Raw genomic sequence first — 19,987 nt, 5'->3', positions numbered from 1 at the left:
ATGTGGAGGAACTAAAATGACATTAATTAAACAGCTTCAAGCACCAGAAGAATTTGTTGGATTTTATCTCATTAAAGAATTGGAAATTAAGCAAACGAATACGACGCCTGCGAAGGATTTCATGGATATTGTGCTGTGTGATGCCAGCGGGCAAATTTCGGCGAAAATGTGGGACGTCAGCGCTGCAGATAAGGAAACCTTTTTCCCGATGACATTGGTGAAGGTTCAAGGGCTGGTTCAAACCTATCGCGATAGATTGCAAGTGAAAATTGGTAGAATACGCAAGGTATTGCCGGAAGATGGCGTACAAATGACTGATTTCATTCGGTCGGCTCCTATCAGTCCAGTCGATCTTATTCATACCATAAATGGTGTTCTGGAAAGCATTGAGAATCCAAACATCAAATCAATCGTTTCTTTCTGTGTGGCGAAGGTAGGAGAGAAGCTTAATCACTATCCTGCTGCCAAAACACACCATCATGCCTATTTCGCCGGGTTAGCTTATCACATCGTGCGGATGCTGGAAATTGGCGAATTCATCTGCAAGCAGCGCCCGTTTCTTAATCCGGATTTGATCAAAGCGGGCATCATTTTGCATGATATCGCGAAACCGGAGGAGATGATTGCACAGCTGGGCATCGTTACGGAGTACAGCGTGCAAGGTAAGCTGCTCGGTCATATTTCAATGGCCTCGAATTGGATTACGGAAGCGGCTTTGCACCATGCGCTTGATCTGCAATCCGATGTCGTGATCGGTCTGCAGCATATCGTGTTGTCGCATCATAATTTGCCGGAATGGGGAAGCCCGGTGCTGCCGCAAATTCCTGAGGCTGTTGCTTTGCACTATATCGATTCGATGGATGCGAAGCTGCAGATGGTCGAGGATACGCTGCAAGTGACTCCGGAGACGGACGCATGGACGCCTATGATTCGCGGACTAGAGAATAAGGCGATGTATCGTTTGAATTTATAAAAAAACCGTTAGGGCATTTATCATGCTCTGACGGTTTTTTTTGAAAGTTAAGAATTTATCTACTCAAATAAATATTTTTCGCTGTAAAGACGGCTGTGCAGCAAAGTTGAAGGGCTACGTTGCATGACATACAACGAAATGGTGTGGTCAGACCGCGATTGCGGTCTTTCGTTGCACATCATACAACCATTTGCTGCAAAAGGTGAATTATAAGCGGTTTAAATGCAACAATTGTTGTATTAATTGCAATATAGAGGCGAAGTGAGGCCCCTTTACGGCCAAATGGTTGCGCAAAATACAACATAGCTGTCACTGTCGCTGCTATCGCTCCAGCGGTTCCTCCTGGAGGGGAACTACAGGGCTCTATTTCATCGAAATAGGCTCCTCTTCACGTGGAGGGGAACTGACGTCCTCTATTTGTCCGTTTTCTTGAAGAAATCGGGGTTAGGCGGTCAAATAAGGCCCTGCAGTTCCGCTGAACGCGGAAACGGGCTTAATTTGTTAGAATAGCGCCCTGTAGTTCCTCTAGGTGGCCAGCCAGCATACCTCTCCTAAGAGGATGCCCCTCTCCGCCAAATGTCTCAGTAACGCTGGATTGTTAGCGGCGCTGGGTGTTCTCCACCGCCAAAATTCGCTCCCACAGGGCTCTTAACAAGCTAAACTACGGAGGGAAATTAACTCTCCAACGAAAGTATAAGTGTTATACTTTTGCTTCGCATCTACCTTGACGAACGCGCTCGTCCTAAAAGGACGACGAAGTCGTTATCCTTGGTTGCTAATCAAAGCTCCAGCCCAGTCCCCTGCTTAAAACGTTTGATCACCACTTGCGTATTCACGCGAACAACGCCACCCAGTTTATAGATGTTCTGATACAAAAATGCTTCTAACGCGGCGTCATCCTTCAACAGAGCATGCATATGCAGCGAACTGCTTCCTGTCATTTGATAAATTGAGATGACATTGGGGTCCGCCGATAGTTGATTGCCCACCTCTTCAGCAAAACGCGGTTCAACCTCCACTTCAAAAAAAGCGCTGACGACCTTTCCTAGCTTTGTTGCATTCAATCGAATAGTGAAGTTCTCGATGACCTCATTGTCGATCAGATTTTCGACCCTTTTTTGAATAGCTACACGCGACAGATTAAGGATTTCGCCAATTTTGGCGTAGGACAGGCGGCCATTCTCATGCAGCAGCCTGATAATTTCTTGATCCACTTGATCGAGATGTGGGAGATCCATCATGACACAACTCCTTACACAGAAAAATATATACAGATGATTATAAAAAACATATTTTCACGAAAAAACAGCACCGATACCTTCGAAAATCAAAAAATGTTAATCAGTTTGATGATAATCTGCTAAAAAACGTTACAAACTGTTTGGTTTTCATTTACAAGTGACGTTGACGGAAAAGATTGCCGCTCCTATAATCGTGTTAATAAACATAACACATAAACATAAAATTTTAAATGGTGTAATAAAAGTTAACGTTTGAAGGGTGGCGGCAATCGAATGTCCAAGAAGCTGATCTACAACGGTACGATTATGACCATGAATGCCACCAATCAGATATTTAAACCAGGTTACGTCTATCTGGAGCACGATGTCATCGTGGAAGTGGGAGCATGGAGCGAAGATGGAAGAATGGACGGCCTCAAAGCGGAAGCGGCATATGTCTACGATGCAAAAGGGAAAGTTGTGATACCTGGCATCATCAACGGGCATACGCATTTGTTTCAGACATTCATGCGAGGCGTTTCCGATCACTCCCCGCTTGCGCAGTGGCTGAAGGAGATTATTTGGCCGATGAGCTTGGCGATGGAGCCCGAAGATTTCTATCTAGCTGCATTGATTGGATGCATTGAAAATCTGAAATCGGGCGCCACTTATATCATGGATCACCATTATATCCACACCTACCCGGAGAATGACGCGAGTGTGCTGCGAGCCATGGTCGATTCCGGCATTCGCGGGCATTTGGCCCGAGGAGGATCGGATTTGGCCGGAGAAGTCCGATTGCGGGAGACCGAGGAACAGATCTTTGGCGCTACGGACCGCTTGCTTGATGAATGGGAAGGAGCAGCTTCAGGACGAATCCGCATCGCGCTTGGGCCGCTCAATTTATATGGCTGTTCGCGTGGCTATCTGGAGCGGGCGGCGGTTTTCAGCCGGGATCGCCATCTCATTTCACATGTGCATGTGGCGGAAACGAGCGAGCAAATCGATACGACGATGGCACGTTATGGGCTGCGCAACTTGGAGCTACTGAATGAAGTTGGACTTCTAGGCGAGCAAACGCAGGTTGTGCACGGGGTTTGGCTGGATGACGGCGAACTGGCCATGATTAGCGACCAAGGGGCATCGGTTATCCACTGCCCAGTTTCCAACATGTATTTAGCATCTGGCGTGGCCCGAGTGCCTGAAATGCTAAGCATGGGCATAAATGTCGCATTGGGGACGGATGGTCCCGGCAGCAACAACTGCCAAGACAATTTAGAGGTTCTAAAGTTCACGGCTTGCTTGCACAAGGTGAATGAGCTGGATGCCACCTTATTGCCTCCGATGGATGTGCTGCGCATGGCGACGGTGAATGGCGCGAAGGCGGTTGGAAGGAGCGATGAGTTGGGCAGTCTGGAGCCTGGCAAGAAGGCCGACCTAGTGGCGGTAGATATGATGAAGGCACATATCAGCCCTGTCCATCGCGCATCTTCTGCCTTGGTATACAACGCGAACGGCAATGACGTAGATCTTGTCATCGTCGGCGGCAACGTCGTTGTCGACAAAGGCGTATGCACCTGGGTGGATGAGCAGGAGATTTTACAGAGAGCACAAGCAAGGGTCAACGTCCTGCGGGCCAAATTAGCTGGAAAATATCCTGTTTTCGCAAACAACGAGTAGTTTTCACATTTTTTCACAGGCTCAAATGATGTTCATAAATTTTCATAAATTCCTTAGGAGGATGATAGTTATGGCCTTACAACGTCTACATGATCCCGTTCTGGAAAATGATTGGCATGCGGTGTACCTCGCATCAGAACTAAAGGAGCAGCCTGTTGGTGTCATTATTTTGGGCGAAAGAGTCGCGCTTTACCGTTCCAGCAAAGGGGTTCATGCCATGCAGGACCTATGTGTTCATCGTGGAGCGATGCTTTCCAAAGGCTGGGTGCAAAACGATGCGTTAGTCTGCCCTTACCACGGTTGGCAATATGATTCCTCCGGCCAATGTGTGTGTATTCCCGCACAGCCTAAGGGGGAGAAAATCCCGCCAAGAGCCAAAGCCCAGCTTTTCCACTGCGAAGAAAAATACGGTTTTATTTGGGTGTGTATCGGTGAGCCGACAGCACCGCTGCCTCATTTCGACGAGTTTGCCAATCCGGAGTTTCGTCCACTGCCATGCGGCCCTTATAAGGTGGCGGCGGCGGGTACGAGAGTGATCGAAAACTTTACGGATTTCGCCCATCTGATGTTCGTCCACCAGAATTTGCTGGGACACCCGGACTATGCGGAGCTGCCTGACTTCGAGGTCATCAAAGAAAAAGAGCGGATTTATATTGAACATATTCCGATTTTTCAGCCTGTAGCCCATTCCGGTTCAGATAAAAGTGAAGGAACGACTTACGTGTATAGGAAGGAAGTGTACCGGCCTTTATCGGCCCGGCTAAGTAAAGCGGATCCGAGCAACGGCCAAACCTTGTGGATCATGCTGACGGTTCTCCCTGTGGCCGCAGAAGAATGTATTGTTCACATGATGGTGTCACGTAATTATGCCTTTGATGTGGATGATGCGAATTTCATCCGGTTTCAGGATATCGTCTTTGACCAAGATGCAAAGGTGATTGAGACGCAGAAACCGGAGCTGCTCCCGCTTGATCTGCAAGTGGAGCTCAATCACAAGGTAGACCGCTTTTCTATCGCCTATCGCCGGTGGTTGCGGGAGCTCGGAGTTAAGGTTGGCGTCGTATGAAACTGCTTAATGTTCGTTTTTAAGTGTATATTACAGCTTGTCATTCAATATATTCTTGAAAATATAATAAAAAGGCGTACTTTTATTGTAATTAAACACAAAACGTTAGCATCTTCGTTGACGTGCATAGACGATCAATTCTATATTTGACTAAAGGTCGATAAGTACTTTGTAGAGATAACCAAATATGGAGGGGATGTTCAAATGAAACGATTCAATGATACGAATCCGCTAGTCGCCAAACGCCCGGTACTCTTGTCAATTAGCTTTATTGCAATCTCAAGTATGCTTGCCGCCTGCGGTAGTGGAAGCACCTCAGTTTCATCATCGCCAAGTGCACCACCTTCCACAGCGCCGGCGGCTTCGACAGCTCCTGCTGCATCAACGGCGGCTACGACGGCGCCTAAAGCTATCGTTCCAGCGACGGTTGTTTTGAACTGGTTCGCTGAGCCGGAGCATGGCGGGAACTTTGCTGCGGTAGCCAAAGGTTACTACAAAGATGCAGGCTTGGATATGACGCTGATGCCGGGCGGACCTCAGGTGTCGTCTACACAGATTGTCGCCTCAGGCAAAGCGCAATTCGGGATGGCTAACGGCGACGATATTTTGGTGGCCAGACAAGAAGGTATTCCTATTGTAGCGATTGCAACCTCGTTGCAGAAGAGCCCGCAAGCTTTGTTTTACCATAAAGATTCAGGCGTGAAAGATTTTGCTGATCTCAATGGTCACAAAGTGTATGTGGCTTCCACGGCGAGCTTCTGGCAGTTCATTAAGAAGAAATACAAATTAGACTCGGCTCAAGAAATGAAATACACAGGTCAATTAGTCAATTTTGTCAATGATAAAACATCGCTCACACAAGGATACGTGACTAGCGAACCTTTCACCCTAGATCAGCAAAAAGTGGAATATGGCACGCTGCTGAATGCCGATTCCGGATACAACATTTATGGCGGAGTTTACTTCACAACGGAGAAAATGATTGCCGAACATCCGGATCAAGTGAAAGCTTTCGTGGAAGCCACGGTCAAAGGATGGGATTACTACAAAGATCATTCGGAAGAGATTAACCCGAGCATTCAACAAAAGAACCCCGATATGGGCCTAGATATGATGAAATTTAGCGCTGCAAAAGAAATGGATTTCGTGTTTGGCGGCGATGCTGCAACCAAAGGGACCGGCGTCATGACCAAGGAACGCTGGGAGGAAGTTCAGAAGCAATTAGTGGATGTTGGTGTGCTAAAAACAGCTGAAAGTATTGATAAGGTGTTCACAACGCAATTTTTACCTAAAAAATAATAACGGTTCAGGAGGTGGCGGCAGTGGCTTCTGTTACGAATTTGGATTTCATCAATGTTCGATTACCCATGGAAGATGAGGGGCATTTGTTTCGCCTATCGATTCGAGATGGAGTTTGGACACAGATTCTCAAGCAAGAAGGAGATGCCGCCCCGCCTGGCGCTGTTTCTTTGGAAACGTGGAATCCGACGCAGGCTTTTCTGGACCCCAACAGGCCGATCATTGATTTGGAAGGTAAAATCATGCTGCCGGGCTTTGTGGATGCACACATGCATCTGGACAAAGCTTTCTCCTTAACTTCGGTTGAGAATCGAAGCGGAACGTTAGAAGAAGCTGTGCAGAATTACTCGCAAGCATCGCCTTCTTTTAGCAAACAGGAAATTAAATCTAGAATGATTCGTGCGGCTATGCAAGCTTTGTCGTTTGGTACGACACGGATTCGGACGCATTTGGATTTTAACCTGCGAGTTTCGAGGGAAGTTGCCTTACGTACGATTGAAGCTGCGCTAGAAGCAAAAGAAGCACTGGCCCCTTACCTAACGTTGCAGCTGTTTCCAATGTGTCCTTACAACTTTATGTCCATGGACGTAGACGCCATCGAGGAAGCATTAAGGATGGGCGTTGACGGAATTGGGGGAGCGCCTCATTTATCCATGACCCCAAAAGAAGATATTGATTATGTATTCAAATTAGCGGAGAAATACGACGTACCGATCGATCTTCATTGTGATGAAACCGACAATCCGGCTATTCGCACGATTGAGCATATCGCCTATCGAACGAAGGCGGAAGGCTACGAAGGACGCGTGACAGTTGATCATTTATGCGCGTTGGCATCCATGACCGATCAAGATGCGCATAGCATCATCGCTCAAATGGCGGATGCGGGGCTCAAAGCCGTTTCGTTGCCTGCGGTGAATCTGTATTTGCAAGGCAGACATGACAGTTTTCCGATTCGGCGCGGGGTTACCAGACTGAAGGAAATATGGGAGGCAGGCATTCCTATTGCGGTAGCTTCCGATAATATTCACGATCCTTTTCATCCATTCGGGCGAGGTGATTTGCTGCAAATTGCTTTGATCAGCTCCTACGCTGCTCATATGGGAAGGCCGGACGATCTTCGAACGTTACTGCGCATGATGACGGATGTTCCCGCTAAAGTGTTGGGACTTACCGATGATGCCATCAAGGCGGGCAATGAAGCGAACTTTGTCGTCATCGACGGTAGTACACCCGAAGAGATCTTTACCATGCTGCCGGAACGGCGTTGGGTGTACAGCGGGGGAAGGTGGGTGCGCATGGCCGCAGCCAAAACCAAATGGCAGGACAACACGTTAGCCCGCTATTGGGATGAGGCTTCACGGGAAGTATCCTTCCATAAACATGAATTTGCGAAAGGGTGAAAGTGAGGGTGGCTAACCTATTGGTCGTTTATTACAGTGCATTCGGTCATGTCTTTCAGATGGCACAAGCTGTGGCCGATGGGGCCAGCCAGTCAGGGGCTCATCAGGTAAAAATCGTGCGAATTCCCGAAATGGCCGCTCCTCAGAATCGCATCATACAGCCAGATAAGGAGAAGCCGGCAAACAGCAGCAGAAGCTTATCCAATCAATTTCGGTTGACAGATCGCTATAGTAAATATGAAGCAGCAGGTGTGTTACAGGAGAATATTCCCTATGCAACTAATGATGATTTGCGGTGGGCTGACGGTATATTGTGGGGGTTTCCCACTTATTATGGCACGATGCCCGCTCAAGTTAAGTTGTTTCTAGAAATGGCTGGAGAGTTATGTGTGGAAGGGGCTTTGGAAGGGAAGCCAACGGGTATTTTTAACTCGACGGCTTCCATTCATACAGGCCATGAAGCAGCGATTTTGACTGCCATGGTGCCATTATTTCATTTCGGTATGATTTTCGTAGGTCTTCCGTACTCCGAGAATCCAGAATATTTAACAGCGGACGCGATTGGCTGCTCGCCTTATGGTGCTTCCACGTTAGCTGGTCCAGACAGCTCGTTGTCTCCTGATCCGAGGGAGCTGCTGATGGCTGCTCGGTTAGGGGAGCGGGTTGCGGATGTTGCCGCAGCTTTACAGCTTTTCTGGTCAAGAGAAGCTTCCGGTTAAAACGTTGCTACATTGAAAGTTAGGATCCGTTCTTGTCCATGAGATTGGGTCTTTTTTCATACAGGTGAAAAATAAATCTTACGACGCATAAGGAGGCGCTCATTGTGACATTCAGTCGCTATACAGGTAAAGCATGGGATCGCCACTTTTTCCCTCGATTAAGTAAGCTGGAGGTAGATCAGCTACCAAAAGATGACGCACTGATTGTTCTGCCGGTGGGCGCGGTTGAGCAGCATGGTCCGCATATGCCAGTGTTTACGGACACGTTGATCTCCGAGGTGCTGCTCACAGAAGCGTTCCGTCAGCTTCCGGATGATGCGAATATTTGGCTGCTGCCGGCCATCCCCTATGGCAAAAGCACCGAGCATCTCGGTCATCCTGGAACAATCACTTTATCTGCAACAACGTTGATGGCCGTCGTTATGGATATCGCCAAAAGCCTCACTAGAAGCGGCTTTCAAAAGTTAGTCCTGGTGAATTCGCATGGCGGCAACACGGATCTGCTTAATATGATGGCTCGTGAAATCCGCATTGAGACTGGATTGGCCGTCTTCCGGTTAGACCCTGGCGGACTTGGCGGTGCCGATGAATGGATTACTCCGCTGGAAAAGCAGGCTGGAATCCATGCGGGTGATATGGAAACGTCGCTCGTGATGTCGGCAGTTCCACATTGGGTGCATATGGAAGCAGCGCCAACGGAGTTTCCAAATTATCCGAGCTCCCGCTATCTAGGGCTGCGCAACCGTGCTTTTGCATGGGTGATGGACGATTTATCCCACTCCGGCATCTCCGGGGACGCTACGCAAGCTACGATTCAAAAAGGAGAAGCGATGACGGCTTCTTATGGAGCGATGATCGCCGAAGCGCTGCTCGAATTTCAAGCTTTTGACATGAAATCACTGAAACAGTACCGATAGATCAGCTGAATCCAAAAACAAGTATAGGAGATGATCGATATGGCCCTGAATTCCCCCCTCATCCATGATCCAAGCAAGCTCGGAACAAGTCCTACATTTGTAAGTATGGAAAATCTGTCTAAAACGTACCCGAACGGAACGATTGCCTTGCAGGATGTGAATCTATCTATCCAAGAAGGGGAGTTCTTATGCTTCGTGGGTCCTTCTGGCTGCGGGAAATCTACAATTTTCAAAATGATTACAGGGCTGGCCAAACCGAGCAGCGGTAAGTTGGACGTATTTGGGACGACGCCCAAGGAAGCGCGAAAGCAAAGCGATATCGCTTTCGTCTTTCAAGACCATACGCTGCTGCCGTGGTCGACGGTCGAAGCGAATGTTAGATTGCCGCTGGAATTGCGAGGGGTAGACAAGAAGACGCAAAAAGATGAGGCGCAGCGTGTGCTTGAGCTCGTCGGCTTGAAGGATTATATGAAGGTGCTGCCAAGGCAGCTTTCCGGTGGTATGAAAATGCGTGTCTCGATCGCCCGCGCGCTGATCTCCAGGCCTAAGCTGCTGCTTATGGATGAGCCGTTTGGCGCTTTGGACGAAATTACTCGCCAAACGCTGCAGATGGAGCTGCTTAATATTTGGCAGCAGGATAAATCAATGACGGTGCTGTTCGTGACGCACAATGTGTTTGAATCCGTGTTTTTATCCACAAGTGTTGTTGTGATGACACCGCGTCCTGGCAAAATATCGGCGCGATTGGATATTCCGGTGCCTTTTCCACGGGATGAAAGCTTCAGGACCACGGCGCAATTCAGCGATTTGGTGCGGGAAGTATCCGCAGCGTTAGAGCATTAAGACGAGAGGATGACGCAGATGGCGATGCAAATGAACTGGGAGCAAATCATGCAGGAACAGCTCGGGGATGAGATCGTGCATGTGGATGGTGCAACGAGAGAAAAACTTTCGAAAGATTACTACTGGTATTCTCCTGTCCTTAATCGGCAATTGCAGCATATGAAAGCAGCGGATGTCATTGCTATACCGCGTTCTGAGGCTGAGGTGGCTGAAATTATCGCCTTTGGTTACCACCACAACATTCCGGTGACGGTGCGTGGAGCCGGAACAGGTAATTACGGTCAGGCGGTTCCCCTACAGGGCGGTATTGTCCTTGATCTAAGCCGGATGGATGAGATTCTCGAAATCGGACCTGGCTATGCAAAGCTTCAATGCGGAGTGCGTCTGGGTGTCATAGATAAAAAGGCACGAGAGGCTGGGCAGGAGATTCGCATCTATCCGAGCACTTATGTCAAAGCAACGGTGGGCGGTTTTGTCAGCGGAGGTTCCGGGGGAATCGGTTCTATCACGCATGGCAACCTCTGGGACGGCAATGTGCTTGAAGCTGTGATCTATACAATGGAAGAGACGCCACAGCGCCTCGTAGTTCAAGGTCGTGATTTATTTAATTATATTCATAATTATGGAACGACAGGTATTTTAACCGAGGTGACGATTCCGCTTTCCCCGCGCACCGAATGGGCTCAGCTTATTGTAAGCTTTGATACGCTGCAGCAATCCATGAAGTTCGGGGAGGCTTTGGCGAGAGAGGCAGCAATTCCGAAGAGGCTTATTGCTCCGATGGAGTGGCCGATTCCGTCCTATTTTGTTCCATTTGCCAAAGTGATTAAAGCTGGCAAGGCTGCCGTCATGCTTGAGGTTGCGGAGGGGAGTATGGATTCCGTTGAAGCGTTGGTTAATAGCTATGGCGGATGTATTGACCATTTTATAGAAGCCAAGCAATATCGGAAAACGATTGGTGTGTCGGATTTTACATGGAATCATACGACATTATGGGCAATGAAGACGGACTCCTCTATGACTTATTTGCAGGCAGGCTTTGAATTGGGACGCTATGAGGAACAAATCGTGCTGCTGAAAGCAAAATGGGGCGACGAAGTTTACTTGCATTTTGAATGGGTGCGTAGCGGTGGAGAACTCGCGCTAAATGCGCTTCCAATTGTTCGCTTTCAAAGTGAAGAACGGTTGTATGAGATCGTTGCTTTTTGCGAATCCATCGGGGTCAAGATCTTCGATCCGCACACATGGGTGCTTGAACAAGGCGGACGTGGTGAGGTTGGCAGCATGGCGCGCAAGAAACGCGAGAATGACCCCAGAGGACTTCTGAATCCAGGCAAAATGAAGGTTGAGCCTTAAATGAAGGGAGACACGACAAATGGCTGTTGATTCTAACTATCTAAAAATGCTGCCTGACGAAATATTTCCTGCCCGTGAGCGTTCCGCTTGGGCTAACCGACTTGATGAAGGCGCCTCACCAGGCTATCGCTTCCTCATGTTGTTGAAGCACATGCTGCCTCCCTTGGTTGCCTTTGTCGTTTTCATCGGTGGCTGGGAACTCATTGCTTATTTAGCTAAGGCGCCTGTTTATCTGGTACCTAAGCCTTCTGACATCGTGGCTGCCGCCGTGGAAAACAAACATGCGTTATGGGTGTCAGTCACAACGACGACGCTAGAAGCTGTGCTCGGATTTTTCCTCAGCATCATCATGGGGGTAGCGGGCGCCATTCTGCTTGCCAGTTCCAAGTGGATCGAGAAAAGCGTGTACCCGTACGCCATCATTTTGCAAACCATTCCGATTGTTGCCATTGCTCCATTAATCGTCATCTGGTTCGATGCGGGCATGAATGCCATTGTCATCATTACTTTCTTGATTGGGTTTTTCCCCATGCTCTCAAATACCTTAATCGGTTTAAATTCTACGGATCAAAATATGAGCAACTTGTTTTACCTGTATAATGCCAATGCCTTTCAAACGATGTGGAGACTTCGCATCCCGGCCGCTCTGCCTTATATTATTGCGGGGCTGAAAATCTCCTGTACCTTATCCGTTGTCGGCGCCATCGTCGGTGAGTATATCGCTGGCATCGGCGGGGGAGCCGGTGGGCTTGGTTATGCGATTACGTATGCAGCTGCCCGGTTAAAAACGGCGTATTTATTCGCTTGCGGGCTGTCGGCTTCAGCGCTGGGCATTTCCTTTTTCCTCTTGGTTAATGCTTTCTCCAAATGGGTGTTAAGCTCCTGGCATGAATCCGAAATGAAAAAAGACAGCTAATGAACACGCCATAGGAAGAGGGTGATCGCACTGCTTGATTTAATCATTCGACAGGTACGTCTGCTGGATGACCCGGGTGTTGTCGATGTCGGCGTGAAGGACGGCAGGATCGTCGGAATTGGCGTTATCGACAGTGGAGCCGAACGAGAAATTGATGGCAGCGGGCATTTGCTGCTCCCTCCATTCGTGGAGTCGCATATCCATTTGGACACGGTCCTAACGGCGGGGGAACCTGCTTGGAACGAAAGCGGCACGCTGTTTGAAGGCATCGGGTTATGGCAAAAGCGCAAGCAATCGCTCACCTATGACGATGTCACGAAGCGGGCGGAGAAGGTGCTGCAGCTGCAAATGGCAGCAGGCATTCTCCATGTTCGCACGCAGGCGGACATCTCGGACCCGAACCTGACGGCGCTGCGAGCGCTTCTTGACCTGCGCGAGCGCGTGAAGCCGCATATGCAGCTGCAGGTCATCGCTTTCCCGCAGGACGGGATTCGCGCCTGCCTGGAGAATGAGCGCCGGCTGGAAGAGGCGCTCGAGCTTGGCGCTGATGGGATCGGCGCCATTCCGCATCTTGAACCTACGCGTGAGGAAGGCCTCGCGTCGCTCGACATCGTGTTCCGCCTAGCCGAGAAGTATGGCTGCTTCGTCCATGTGTTCTGCGATGAAATGGACGATGAGCATTCCACTTTCCTTGAGAGCACGGCTCACTTGGCCATTCGTTATGGCCTAAGGGAGCGTGTTACCGCAGCGCATGCGAATGCTTCCGCGTATTATAGTGACGCCTACTTTCAGAAAGTGGTAGGCATCACGGCTCGATCCGGCGTGAACGTCGTCTGCTGCCCGCTCATCAACAGTGCTATGCAAGGCCGCTTCGACCGCTTTCCCAAAGGGCGTGGGATCGCCAGGATCAAGGAGATGCAGGCGGCCGGTGTGAATGTTAGTATCGCGCACGATGACATTCAGACGCCTTTTTATCCGCTCGGCACTGGAAATATACTGGCAGCAGCTCATATGGCAGCCCATCTCGCGCATATGACGGGGCGGGAAGAAATTGCCGAGCTTGTGCGCATGGTGACGGTGCGCGCTGCGGAAGTGCTGCAGCTGCACGAATATGGGCTGGAAGTTGGCCAGCCGGCATCCTTTATCCTGCTGCCTGGCCGGGATGCCATGGACCTTGTACGCGTTCAGCCGGATTGCCGGTATGTGATTAGCCAAGGCCGTGTTGTAGCTGAAACAGAGCCTGCACGTTGCCGCTTATACGGTATGTAATAGCCACCCCCTAATTGGCAGGGGGTGGCTATATTTGTTTGACTATTGTTTACTTGGTAAAAGAAGGGAAAGAGTGCATCCTGTCGAATTTGATTTATTGTTAAACATTGTAAGTTAAGTTTTGACGGGGATGGTGAACACATGAAGCGGTTTCCTCAAACGCTTTGGTTAGTGGTACTTGTTGCTGTGTTGAGTAGTTCGTTTTTAATGCCGCGAGCATTTGCCGATGATGTTCCAGAAGAAATGAAAACGATTTCAGAGTACTCGATCCTGTGGGGGGATCCATCAGAGAGTTTGGAAAGTGTTAGGGCTGCCTCGCCTGAGCGTTGGAAGGCGGTGAAGATTGGTGACGTCATTCCAGAGAAACCGAAGGATGTTACTACGGCTTGGATCAGGCTTCAACTGCCCTCGCAAATTCCTAAAGGCTACGGCCTGTACATACAAGGGATATACGCGCAGCACCTTTCGGTGTACATTGACCAAAGATTAGTCAAGGAAACTAAGTTTGATTTCAATTATGATCAACAAAGCAGTCTATTCCCAATTAGCAGTGAGGACGAAGGACACATGGTTTTAATGAAGTCGGAGACTTCAATGGGGCGTTTGGGCATAACTTCCATTATAAAACTAGATCATTATGATGTCTTATTAAGAACCTTTGTGCTTGGGGATTTACAGAACATTATTCTAGGCAGTGCTCTTCTGTTTATTGCTGTAATCGTGTTGATAGGTTCAATATTCATAAAAAGAGTTCAACGTACAGACTGGGTTTTAGTTAGTACATTATTTATTTCGCTTGGCATTATTTTTATTACCTACACCCCATTCATGTATGAAAGCCTCACGAAATATGGTGCGTTGTATAGTGCTCTGTTTGATATTTCACTTGTTGTATTTTTGCCGGCACTTACGTTTTATTTTGAACGCATTTTTGGAAAGGGTAAGTATAAGGTCATTTATTGGCTTAGAAAAAGTCAAACGGTCTATTCCGTCTTTGTAATCATATGTTTGTTCATTAACATATTGAGTGATTACGGGTTTAATAAGTTTTACTTTTTTGTAGCTGTTACCATATTGGGGTTTATTATGATCCTTCAGTTTAGTTTGCTTATTGGATCATCCATTTTGCTTATGTTTAAAGGGAATAAAGAAGCTGTCATTTTTTCAGTTGGTTTTGCCTCACTGGCTTTTATGAGTACGTTGGATCTTATTCTATACTATATGAATTCACAGAATAAGCAGATTTTCTTATGGAAATGGGGTATTTTAGGATTTATTGTTGCTCTTATTGTTATACTGGGCAGGCGCTTTGCGATCAATCAGGAAAGGATTATTAATTATTCTAAAGAACTGGAATTTTATAATCGTCAACTTCAACAATCCGAAAAAATGGAAATTATAAGTCAATTGGCGGCATCGATTGCTCATGAGGTGAGAAATCCACTTCAAGTGACAAGAGGTTTTTTGCAGCTCGTTGCTTCACGATCGGATAAGAAGAATCAGGAATATATGATGATTGCGATTGAGGAGTTGGATCGAGCCTCCGTCATTATTTCGGATTTTCTAACCTTTTCCAAGCCTCAGGGAGAAGAAACTAAGAAATTAAATCTTTTCGAGGAGTTCAGGCAAATTGAGGGTATCATCTTTCCCTTGGTTGCGCTGCACAGTGGAAGGATATCCGTCGATGTTCCCGAGCATTTGATTATCCAAGGTAACTCATCAAAATTGAAACAAGTTCTGATTAATCTAATTAAAAATAGCATTGAAGCTTTTCAGGACGATGGCGTTGTGGACATATGGGCTTACGAAAAAGATGAAGAGGTTTTTATACATATTAAAGATAATGGAGAAGGAATTGAAGCGGCGCAGTTGGCCCAACTGGGGGTTCCTTATTATTCCACCAAAACAAAAGGAACAGGACTTGGGCTAATGGTTTCTTTTCAGATTATCGAAAATATGAAAGGGTATATCCAGTTTAAAAGTCAAAAAAACTTGGGCACAGAAGTTATTCTTCGCTTTCCAACTAATAGATAAACATAAAGAGGTGCTACGTATGAACGTAGCACCTCTTTTATATTATTTTACCAAGTAAGCGCAACAACACCCGCCGGAACCAATACCTTAGCCGGATTCGCCGGAATAACAAGCACAAAGTCCGTCGAAGTTTCTTCTACCGCTTTCACTGTAAAATCACCGGGGAGCGTAATACCAAAGGATTCTTTTAGCGCTGCTTTTGGATTGGCAAGAAGTTGGTTTTTGAATGCTTCATCTTCCCACGCTTTTTGAATGATTTTTGCTTTTAATTGTTCATGTGATGACATGATCAGTCACTCCCCTTTAATTGTAACGGACATAGAAGCCGCTATTTCTGATGTTTAACGATGAAATGGGAAGTTATCGGACTGAGGAGGCGTTATTCACTGTTACTATCCTTGTTATAGGCTATTTTGAGAAGGAATAGCGTCGCTCAGGTCCATTAAATCCTATTTCATGCTTAAAACCATGAATAAGGGCGTTTCAGTCCGTTAGACTCAGCAACTTTGCACGAGTCATTGGTTAATATTCCCAATAAGTGGAGTATAGCATGAATATTCAAAATATTCTATCAAAAATTACTAGAATTCGACATAAAATAGGATAAACCACCAGAAAGAAGTTGGTTGCGCTTTTCTTTGATCTCTTTTGCTGCCAAACGCAAATGATTCACAAGATGAAGATGAAATTGACTAAGCTCTTTCATCGATAAATCTAACGCTAGCAGCTCCTCATGATGCCTAACGGCCACCTCGCTATATCCCTCCAACCCGTCACGAACATATATCATCTGTTTGACCCAATCAGGAGTTGGTGAAACACCTTCCGACCCTTCAACACTTCCACGCAAAAAAGCTAGCAAACAATTATAGGAACCCTCGTCCAAATCTTCCTCCCAATCCGCCCAGTCATCAAGCATTTGCAGCGTCACGAGCACTTGTTCTACAGCTCCCGTCACAGCGGGGATCAGCTCAACTTGACCGGCGTGGAGCAGAGCTCCAGTGCTGGCGTTTTTGACAGGACTGGCTTTCCAGGCAACCTTTCTTTTGTCCGTATGAAAGTAATCGCCACCCGGCTCGCCGGCCACTGCGTCGGCCCATTCCAGCACGTAAGTCTCGTAATAATGCCAGAAAGGGGATTGCGGCGGGAACAATACACGATACATCATTTGAAATTGCAATTGAAATAAGTTCGCAAGCGGAAGCTTGTCCTTATGGGTCCCTTTAGTAGAATCCATAATGTCATCTACCACAAAGTAATAGAGCATGACGAAAACGTTAGCTAAGCTCAACCTTTTGACCACGTCAGTCGGCAGCTGAGTTACTTCCTGCATCCAATAGGGAAGCAGATAGCAGATGTAATTTTTCGTGCTCTCTTGCTGCCGCAAATCAAATTTAGCGAAGTAGGCTAGTCCGTGATGATTCAGCGGTTCCGGAAATGTGCGAATAAGATGTTCCGCTTCTCCGAATACCTCATCCATACTCTCTTTATGAGCAGAAAACCAATCCATAGGTCATATTCCCCTTTATTGGTATAATTTTGAAACAAGCGTAGCATGAATGCGGCGCGGAGACAATTCCTTTTTAAACCCGGTCGTATCAACGTTTAGCAACATTTATGAACTTATCTGACTATTCGCATTGACAGTAAGGTTATTTTTATATACATTTGAAGCAAATCGATTGTTCGCAATATGAATGAGAAAGGAAGTCGATGGTATGAGCACCAATGAAGAATTATTAAAACTTGATAATCAGCTCTGCTTCAGTTTATACGCCAGTTCAAGAGCTATTACACGGATGTATCGTCCTTTTCTGGAAGACTTGGGAATTACTTATCCGCAGTATTTGGTGCTGCTCGTTCTGTGGGATCAAAAAGAGAGCACCGTCAAGGAGCTCAGCGAGAAGCTGGATCTGGATTCAGGCACGTTGACGCCGATGCTCAAACGGATGGAGACTCAGAAGTTGGTGGAGCGGAAAAGGTCTATCGAAGATGAGCGTGTTGTGAACATTGTGATTACGGAAACGGGACTTGCGCTTTATGAAAAAGCATTTTGCATCCCACAGACGCTGCTTGAATCCAGTGGGTTGTCCCTGGAAGAAATTCATAATTTCAATGTACAGTTGAAACGTATCATTAACAGTGTAAACGCATCAACGAAATGAGAAGCCGAATGGCGATAAGGGATTGGAGTTTGGAGCATGCCTAGATTAACGTTCAGAGGAGTAACGATCGAACAAGTTTGTGGAATGAGTGAGAGCTTAGTTGAGCAGCTTGCGGCGATCTGCGAGTGTGACAGCGATAATTTTACGTTAGAGTGTGTCCAGCATGCAGCTATATTCGGCGGTAAAATCGTGCCCGCCTACCCGTTTGTTGAAGTCGCCTGGTTTGAAAGAGGGGACGAGATCAGGGATGCCGTCGCTGCGGCAGTTACGACCCATGTCCTTGGGCTTGGCTTGCCTGAGGTTGAAGTTGCTTTTACGACCTACAGCAAGGATGCGTACTACAGCAACGGAACTTCATTTAAGTGAGGAACAGAAATGAGTTATTTTATTTATATTCTAATTAATAATATTGTGCCCATTTCGATCATGATCGCGATTGGCGCAGTCATGTATCGTGCCTTTCATCTTGATATTAAAACGTTATCCAAGCTCAATTTCTATGTGTTTTCTCCTGCAATCGTTTTCGTCAAACTGTATGAGTCTGAAATGAACCTGAATGTCATTCTGCAAGTCCTTTTGTTTTTCGCTTTGTTTTTCAGCCTTCTGTTTGCAGTGATTGAGATCTATATACGCATTAAGAAAATGAAGCGGGGCATGCGGATCGCCATGCGAAACAGCGTTATTTTCTATAATAGCGCCAACTACGCGCTGCCGCTTAATCAAACCGTATTCGGCGGGAATGCCTATACGCTTTCCATCCAAATTATTATCATGATTATGCAAAATTTGATCCCTAACACGTACGGCATTTACACGTTAAATGCCCACAAATCAACCTGGAAGGCAACGATGAAGACGATCTTGTCTTTACCTGTTATTTATGCCATTCCGGTTGCTCTATTGCTGAGATACTTCCATTTGCCCGTCCCGTCGTCCATTCATCTGCCGCTGACGTATATATCCAATGCCTTCATGGCAACTGCGCTCTTAACACTTGGCGTACAGCTTGGCGGGATGAAGTGGGAATTTCACTTCTCGAATGTGGCTGTTTCGAATATTTTACGGCTGATTGCGGGGCCATTGCTCGGATTTTTGGTCGTGTGGATGCTCGGAATCAATGGTCTGACCGCACAGGCGCTAGTTCTTTCATGTGCTGTGCCGACCTCTCTTAGCAGTGTGCTGCTGGCGATTGAGTATGAGAATGAACCGGAGTTTTCTTCACAGGCCGTGTTTACCTCGACTTTGTTTAGTATGTTTACTATTCCTGTTGTCATTTATTTTACGGGTTTTCTGTGAACATTCTTGGTCATACTGAATGATGCAGGAATTTCGACATTTTCCGGCGAATTGGTAAGTACATTTTACTAATTTAAAGGGGGCAGTTTTTGATGAAGTACCAATTTTGCCAGTATGTTACGATTGTGGACATGAATGAAGAAATTTTATCCGAGGTATTGTTTGAGCACGGGGAGTTCGAGTCTAACGCACTTTCCATCGGTTCTTCCGTTCTGATTTATCAGTTGGGACTCAAGCAATTCGAGGTCGTTTATGACAAAAGAGAAGGCAAAATAGCCCGCAATAAAATTGTAGATATTGAGATCGATTTAATTACACATCCGACAGTCACCAAGGTTTACCTGGAGCCAGTACGACTGATCGTTGGACAGCATGATATCGGTGAAGTAGAATAAATTTAAGCTTTAATGAAGGGAAGTTTGGAAACGATGATGAAACTTTTTGTGCTGATCGGCAGCTTGAACGCGTTTCTTTCTGTTGCATTGGGCGCTTTCGGGGCACATATCTTGAAACAAAAATTAACGCCTGACAAACTAGAGGTTTTTCAAACCGGTGTGCATTATCACATGATTCATGCGGTCGCGTTAATCGCCATTGCCATTTTGTCAGACAAGCTTGGGAACACTTCGATGGTGAATGCTTCCGGATGGGCGATTTTTATCGGAATCATCTTATTCTCGGGCAGCTTATATGCGCTTAGTTTGACAGGAATCAAATTTTTTGGACCGATTACACCGCTTGGCGGCTTGAGTTTCTTAGTGGGATGGATTCTGCTAGCGATTGCCGCTCTAAAATAATAAAATTGGAAAGAGTCAGGAAATTCCGACTCTT

20 protein-coding genes are annotated in these 19,987 nt (G+C 46.9%); 17 read left to right on the top strand and 3 right to left on the bottom strand.

Annotation, left to right across the window (positions count from 1 at the left end):
• Positions 1 to 16 precede the first annotated feature (16 nt).
• Positions 17 to 973, top strand: coding sequence for a 3'-5' exoribonuclease YhaM family protein (locus tag GON05_RS25770; protein ID WP_127456736.1), 957 nt, complete (start codon positions 17 to 19; stop codon positions 971 to 973).
• A gap of 779 nt (positions 974 to 1,752) precedes the next feature.
• Here the strand turns inward: GON05_RS25770 and GON05_RS25765 are convergent.
• Positions 1,753 to 2,214: an Lrp/AsnC family transcriptional regulator gene (locus GON05_RS25765; protein ID WP_246239424.1), complete on the bottom strand. Its 462-nt coding sequence runs from the start codon at positions 2,212 to 2,214 to the stop codon at positions 1,753 to 1,755.
• 273 nt (positions 2,215 to 2,487) lie between these two features.
• Between GON05_RS25765 and GON05_RS25760 the strand changes: the two genes are divergently transcribed.
• From GON05_RS25760 to GON05_RS25710, 11 genes are all read left to right on the top strand, one after another.
• Positions 2,488 to 3,873: an amidohydrolase family protein gene (locus GON05_RS25760; RefSeq protein WP_157323080.1), complete on the top strand. Its 1,386-nt coding sequence runs from the start codon at positions 2,488 to 2,490 to the stop codon at positions 3,871 to 3,873.
• Between the two features lie 70 nt (positions 3,874 to 3,943).
• Positions 3,944 to 4,939, top strand: a complete 996-nt coding sequence (locus tag GON05_RS25755; protein WP_246069242.1) for an aromatic ring-hydroxylating dioxygenase subunit alpha — start codon at positions 3,944 to 3,946, stop codon at positions 4,937 to 4,939.
• 204 nt (positions 4,940 to 5,143) lie between these two features.
• Positions 5,144 to 6,238: an ABC transporter substrate-binding protein gene (locus GON05_RS25750; RefSeq protein WP_157323078.1), complete on the top strand. Its 1,095-nt coding sequence runs from the start codon at positions 5,144 to 5,146 to the stop codon at positions 6,236 to 6,238.
• 23 nt (positions 6,239 to 6,261) lie between these two features.
• Positions 6,262 to 7,641, top strand: coding sequence for an amidohydrolase family protein (locus GON05_RS25745; protein ID WP_309492848.1), 1,380 nt, complete (start codon positions 6,262 to 6,264; stop codon positions 7,639 to 7,641).
• An 8-nt stretch (positions 7,642 to 7,649) separates the two neighbouring features.
• A complete protein-coding gene (wrbA, locus tag GON05_RS25740; protein ID WP_181646718.1) occupies positions 7,650 to 8,360 on the top strand; it encodes an NAD(P)H:quinone oxidoreductase in 711 nt (236 codons plus the stop codon).
• Positions 8,361 to 8,464: 104 nt separating this feature from the next.
• Positions 8,465 to 9,277 (top strand): creatininase family protein, encoded by an 813-nt coding sequence (locus tag GON05_RS25735; protein ID WP_181646717.1) that lies wholly within the window; start codon positions 8,465 to 8,467, stop codon positions 9,275 to 9,277.
• Positions 9,278 to 9,316: 39 nt separating this feature from the next.
• On the top strand, positions 9,317 to 10,120 hold the full coding sequence (locus GON05_RS25730) for an ABC transporter ATP-binding protein (protein ID WP_181646716.1): 804 nt from the start codon (positions 9,317 to 9,319) through the stop codon (positions 10,118 to 10,120).
• Between the two features lie 9 nt (positions 10,121 to 10,129).
• A complete protein-coding gene (locus GON05_RS25725; RefSeq protein WP_246239423.1) occupies positions 10,130 to 11,476 on the top strand; it encodes an FAD-binding oxidoreductase in 1,347 nt (448 codons plus the stop codon).
• A 136-nt stretch (positions 11,477 to 11,612) separates the two neighbouring features.
• Entirely contained in the window at positions 11,613 to 12,392 is a 780-nt protein-coding gene (locus GON05_RS25720) for an ABC transporter permease (RefSeq protein WP_246239471.1), read from the top strand.
• 21 nt (positions 12,393 to 12,413) lie between these two features.
• Positions 12,414 to 13,661 (top strand): amidohydrolase family protein, encoded by a 1,248-nt coding sequence (locus GON05_RS25715; protein WP_309492845.1) that lies wholly within the window; start codon positions 12,414 to 12,416, stop codon positions 13,659 to 13,661.
• Between the two features lie 141 nt (positions 13,662 to 13,802).
• Entirely contained in the window at positions 13,803 to 15,695 is a 1,893-nt protein-coding gene (locus GON05_RS25710; protein ID WP_157323073.1) for a sensor histidine kinase, read from the top strand.
• Positions 15,696 to 15,742: 47 nt separating this feature from the next.
• On the opposite strand, the gene GON05_RS25705 is transcribed toward GON05_RS25710, so the two are convergent.
• The gene (locus GON05_RS25705) at positions 15,743 to 15,982 is read right to left on the bottom strand and encodes an NHLP leader peptide family RiPP precursor (protein WP_157323071.1); all 240 of its coding nucleotides are present in this window, start codon (positions 15,980 to 15,982) and stop codon (positions 15,743 to 15,745) included.
• 284 nt (positions 15,983 to 16,266) lie between these two features.
• A complete protein-coding gene (locus tag GON05_RS25700; protein ID WP_157323069.1) occupies positions 16,267 to 17,205 on the bottom strand; it encodes a hypothetical protein in 939 nt (312 codons plus the stop codon).
• A gap of 208 nt (positions 17,206 to 17,413) precedes the next feature.
• Here GON05_RS25700 and GON05_RS25695 point away from each other — a divergent pair, with 208 nt between their 5' ends.
• The 5 genes from GON05_RS25695 (at position 17,414) to GON05_RS25675 (ending at position 19,953) form a co-directional block, all read left to right on the top strand.
• Entirely contained in the window at positions 17,414 to 17,860 is a 447-nt protein-coding gene (locus tag GON05_RS25695) for a MarR family winged helix-turn-helix transcriptional regulator (RefSeq protein ID WP_127456750.1), read from the top strand.
• Between the two features lie 36 nt (positions 17,861 to 17,896).
• Complete coding sequence (locus tag GON05_RS25690; RefSeq protein WP_157323067.1) at positions 17,897 to 18,226, top strand: DUF1904 family protein; 330 nt, start codon at positions 17,897 to 17,899, stop codon at positions 18,224 to 18,226.
• 9 nt (positions 18,227 to 18,235) lie between these two features.
• The gene (locus GON05_RS25685) at positions 18,236 to 19,156 is read left to right on the top strand and encodes an AEC family transporter (RefSeq protein ID WP_127456752.1); all 921 of its coding nucleotides are present in this window, start codon (positions 18,236 to 18,238) and stop codon (positions 19,154 to 19,156) included.
• A 92-nt stretch (positions 19,157 to 19,248) separates the two neighbouring features.
• Complete coding sequence (locus GON05_RS25680; RefSeq protein ID WP_127456753.1) at positions 19,249 to 19,551, top strand: hypothetical protein; 303 nt, start codon at positions 19,249 to 19,251, stop codon at positions 19,549 to 19,551.
• Between the two features lie 36 nt (positions 19,552 to 19,587).
• Entirely contained in the window at positions 19,588 to 19,953 is a 366-nt protein-coding gene (locus GON05_RS25675; protein ID WP_164819722.1) for a DUF423 domain-containing protein, read from the top strand.
• Positions 19,954 to 19,987 lie beyond the last annotated feature (34 nt).

This window comes from Paenibacillus anseongensis (assembly GCF_009757995.1).
Taxonomy (GTDB): domain Bacteria; phylum Bacillota; class Bacilli; order Paenibacillales; family NBRC-103111; genus Paenibacillus_E; species Paenibacillus_E chondroitinus.
This window is presented reverse-complemented; position numbering and strand designations above follow the sequence as displayed.

Coding starts and splice junctions, on each gene's coding strand:
- GON05_RS25770 (WP_127456736.1), top strand. CDS start 17: ATGACATTAATTAAACAGCTTCAAGCACCAGAAGAATTTGTTGGATTT.
- GON05_RS25765 (WP_246239424.1), bottom strand. CDS start 2,214: ATGATGGATCTCCCACATCTCGATCAAGTGGATCAAGAAATTATCAGG.
- GON05_RS25760 (WP_157323080.1), top strand. CDS start 2,488: ATGTCCAAGAAGCTGATCTACAACGGTACGATTATGACCATGAATGCC.
- GON05_RS25755 (WP_246069242.1), top strand. CDS start 3,944: ATGGCCTTACAACGTCTACATGATCCCGTTCTGGAAAATGATTGGCAT.
- GON05_RS25750 (WP_157323078.1), top strand. CDS start 5,144: ATGAAACGATTCAATGATACGAATCCGCTAGTCGCCAAACGCCCGGTA.
- GON05_RS25730 (WP_181646716.1), top strand. CDS start 9,317: ATGGCCCTGAATTCCCCCCTCATCCATGATCCAAGCAAGCTCGGAACA.
- GON05_RS25725 (WP_246239423.1), top strand. CDS start 10,130: ATGACGCAGATGGCGATGCAAATGAACTGGGAGCAAATCATGCAGGAA.
- GON05_RS25720 (WP_246239471.1), top strand. CDS start 11,613: ATGTTGTTGAAGCACATGCTGCCTCCCTTGGTTGCCTTTGTCGTTTTC.
- GON05_RS25710 (WP_157323073.1), top strand. CDS start 13,803: ATGAAGCGGTTTCCTCAAACGCTTTGGTTAGTGGTACTTGTTGCTGTG.
- GON05_RS25705 (WP_157323071.1), bottom strand. CDS start 15,982: ATGTCATCACATGAACAATTAAAAGCAAAAATCATTCAAAAAGCGTGG.
- GON05_RS25700 (WP_157323069.1), bottom strand. CDS start 17,205: ATGGATTGGTTTTCTGCTCATAAAGAGAGTATGGATGAGGTATTCGGA.
- GON05_RS25695 (WP_127456750.1), top strand. CDS start 17,414: ATGAGCACCAATGAAGAATTATTAAAACTTGATAATCAGCTCTGCTTC.
- GON05_RS25690 (WP_157323067.1), top strand. CDS start 17,897: ATGCCTAGATTAACGTTCAGAGGAGTAACGATCGAACAAGTTTGTGGA.
- GON05_RS25685 (WP_127456752.1), top strand. CDS start 18,236: ATGAGTTATTTTATTTATATTCTAATTAATAATATTGTGCCCATTTCG.
- GON05_RS25680 (WP_127456753.1), top strand. CDS start 19,249: ATGAAGTACCAATTTTGCCAGTATGTTACGATTGTGGACATGAATGAA.
- GON05_RS25675 (WP_164819722.1), top strand. CDS start 19,588: ATGAAACTTTTTGTGCTGATCGGCAGCTTGAACGCGTTTCTTTCTGTT.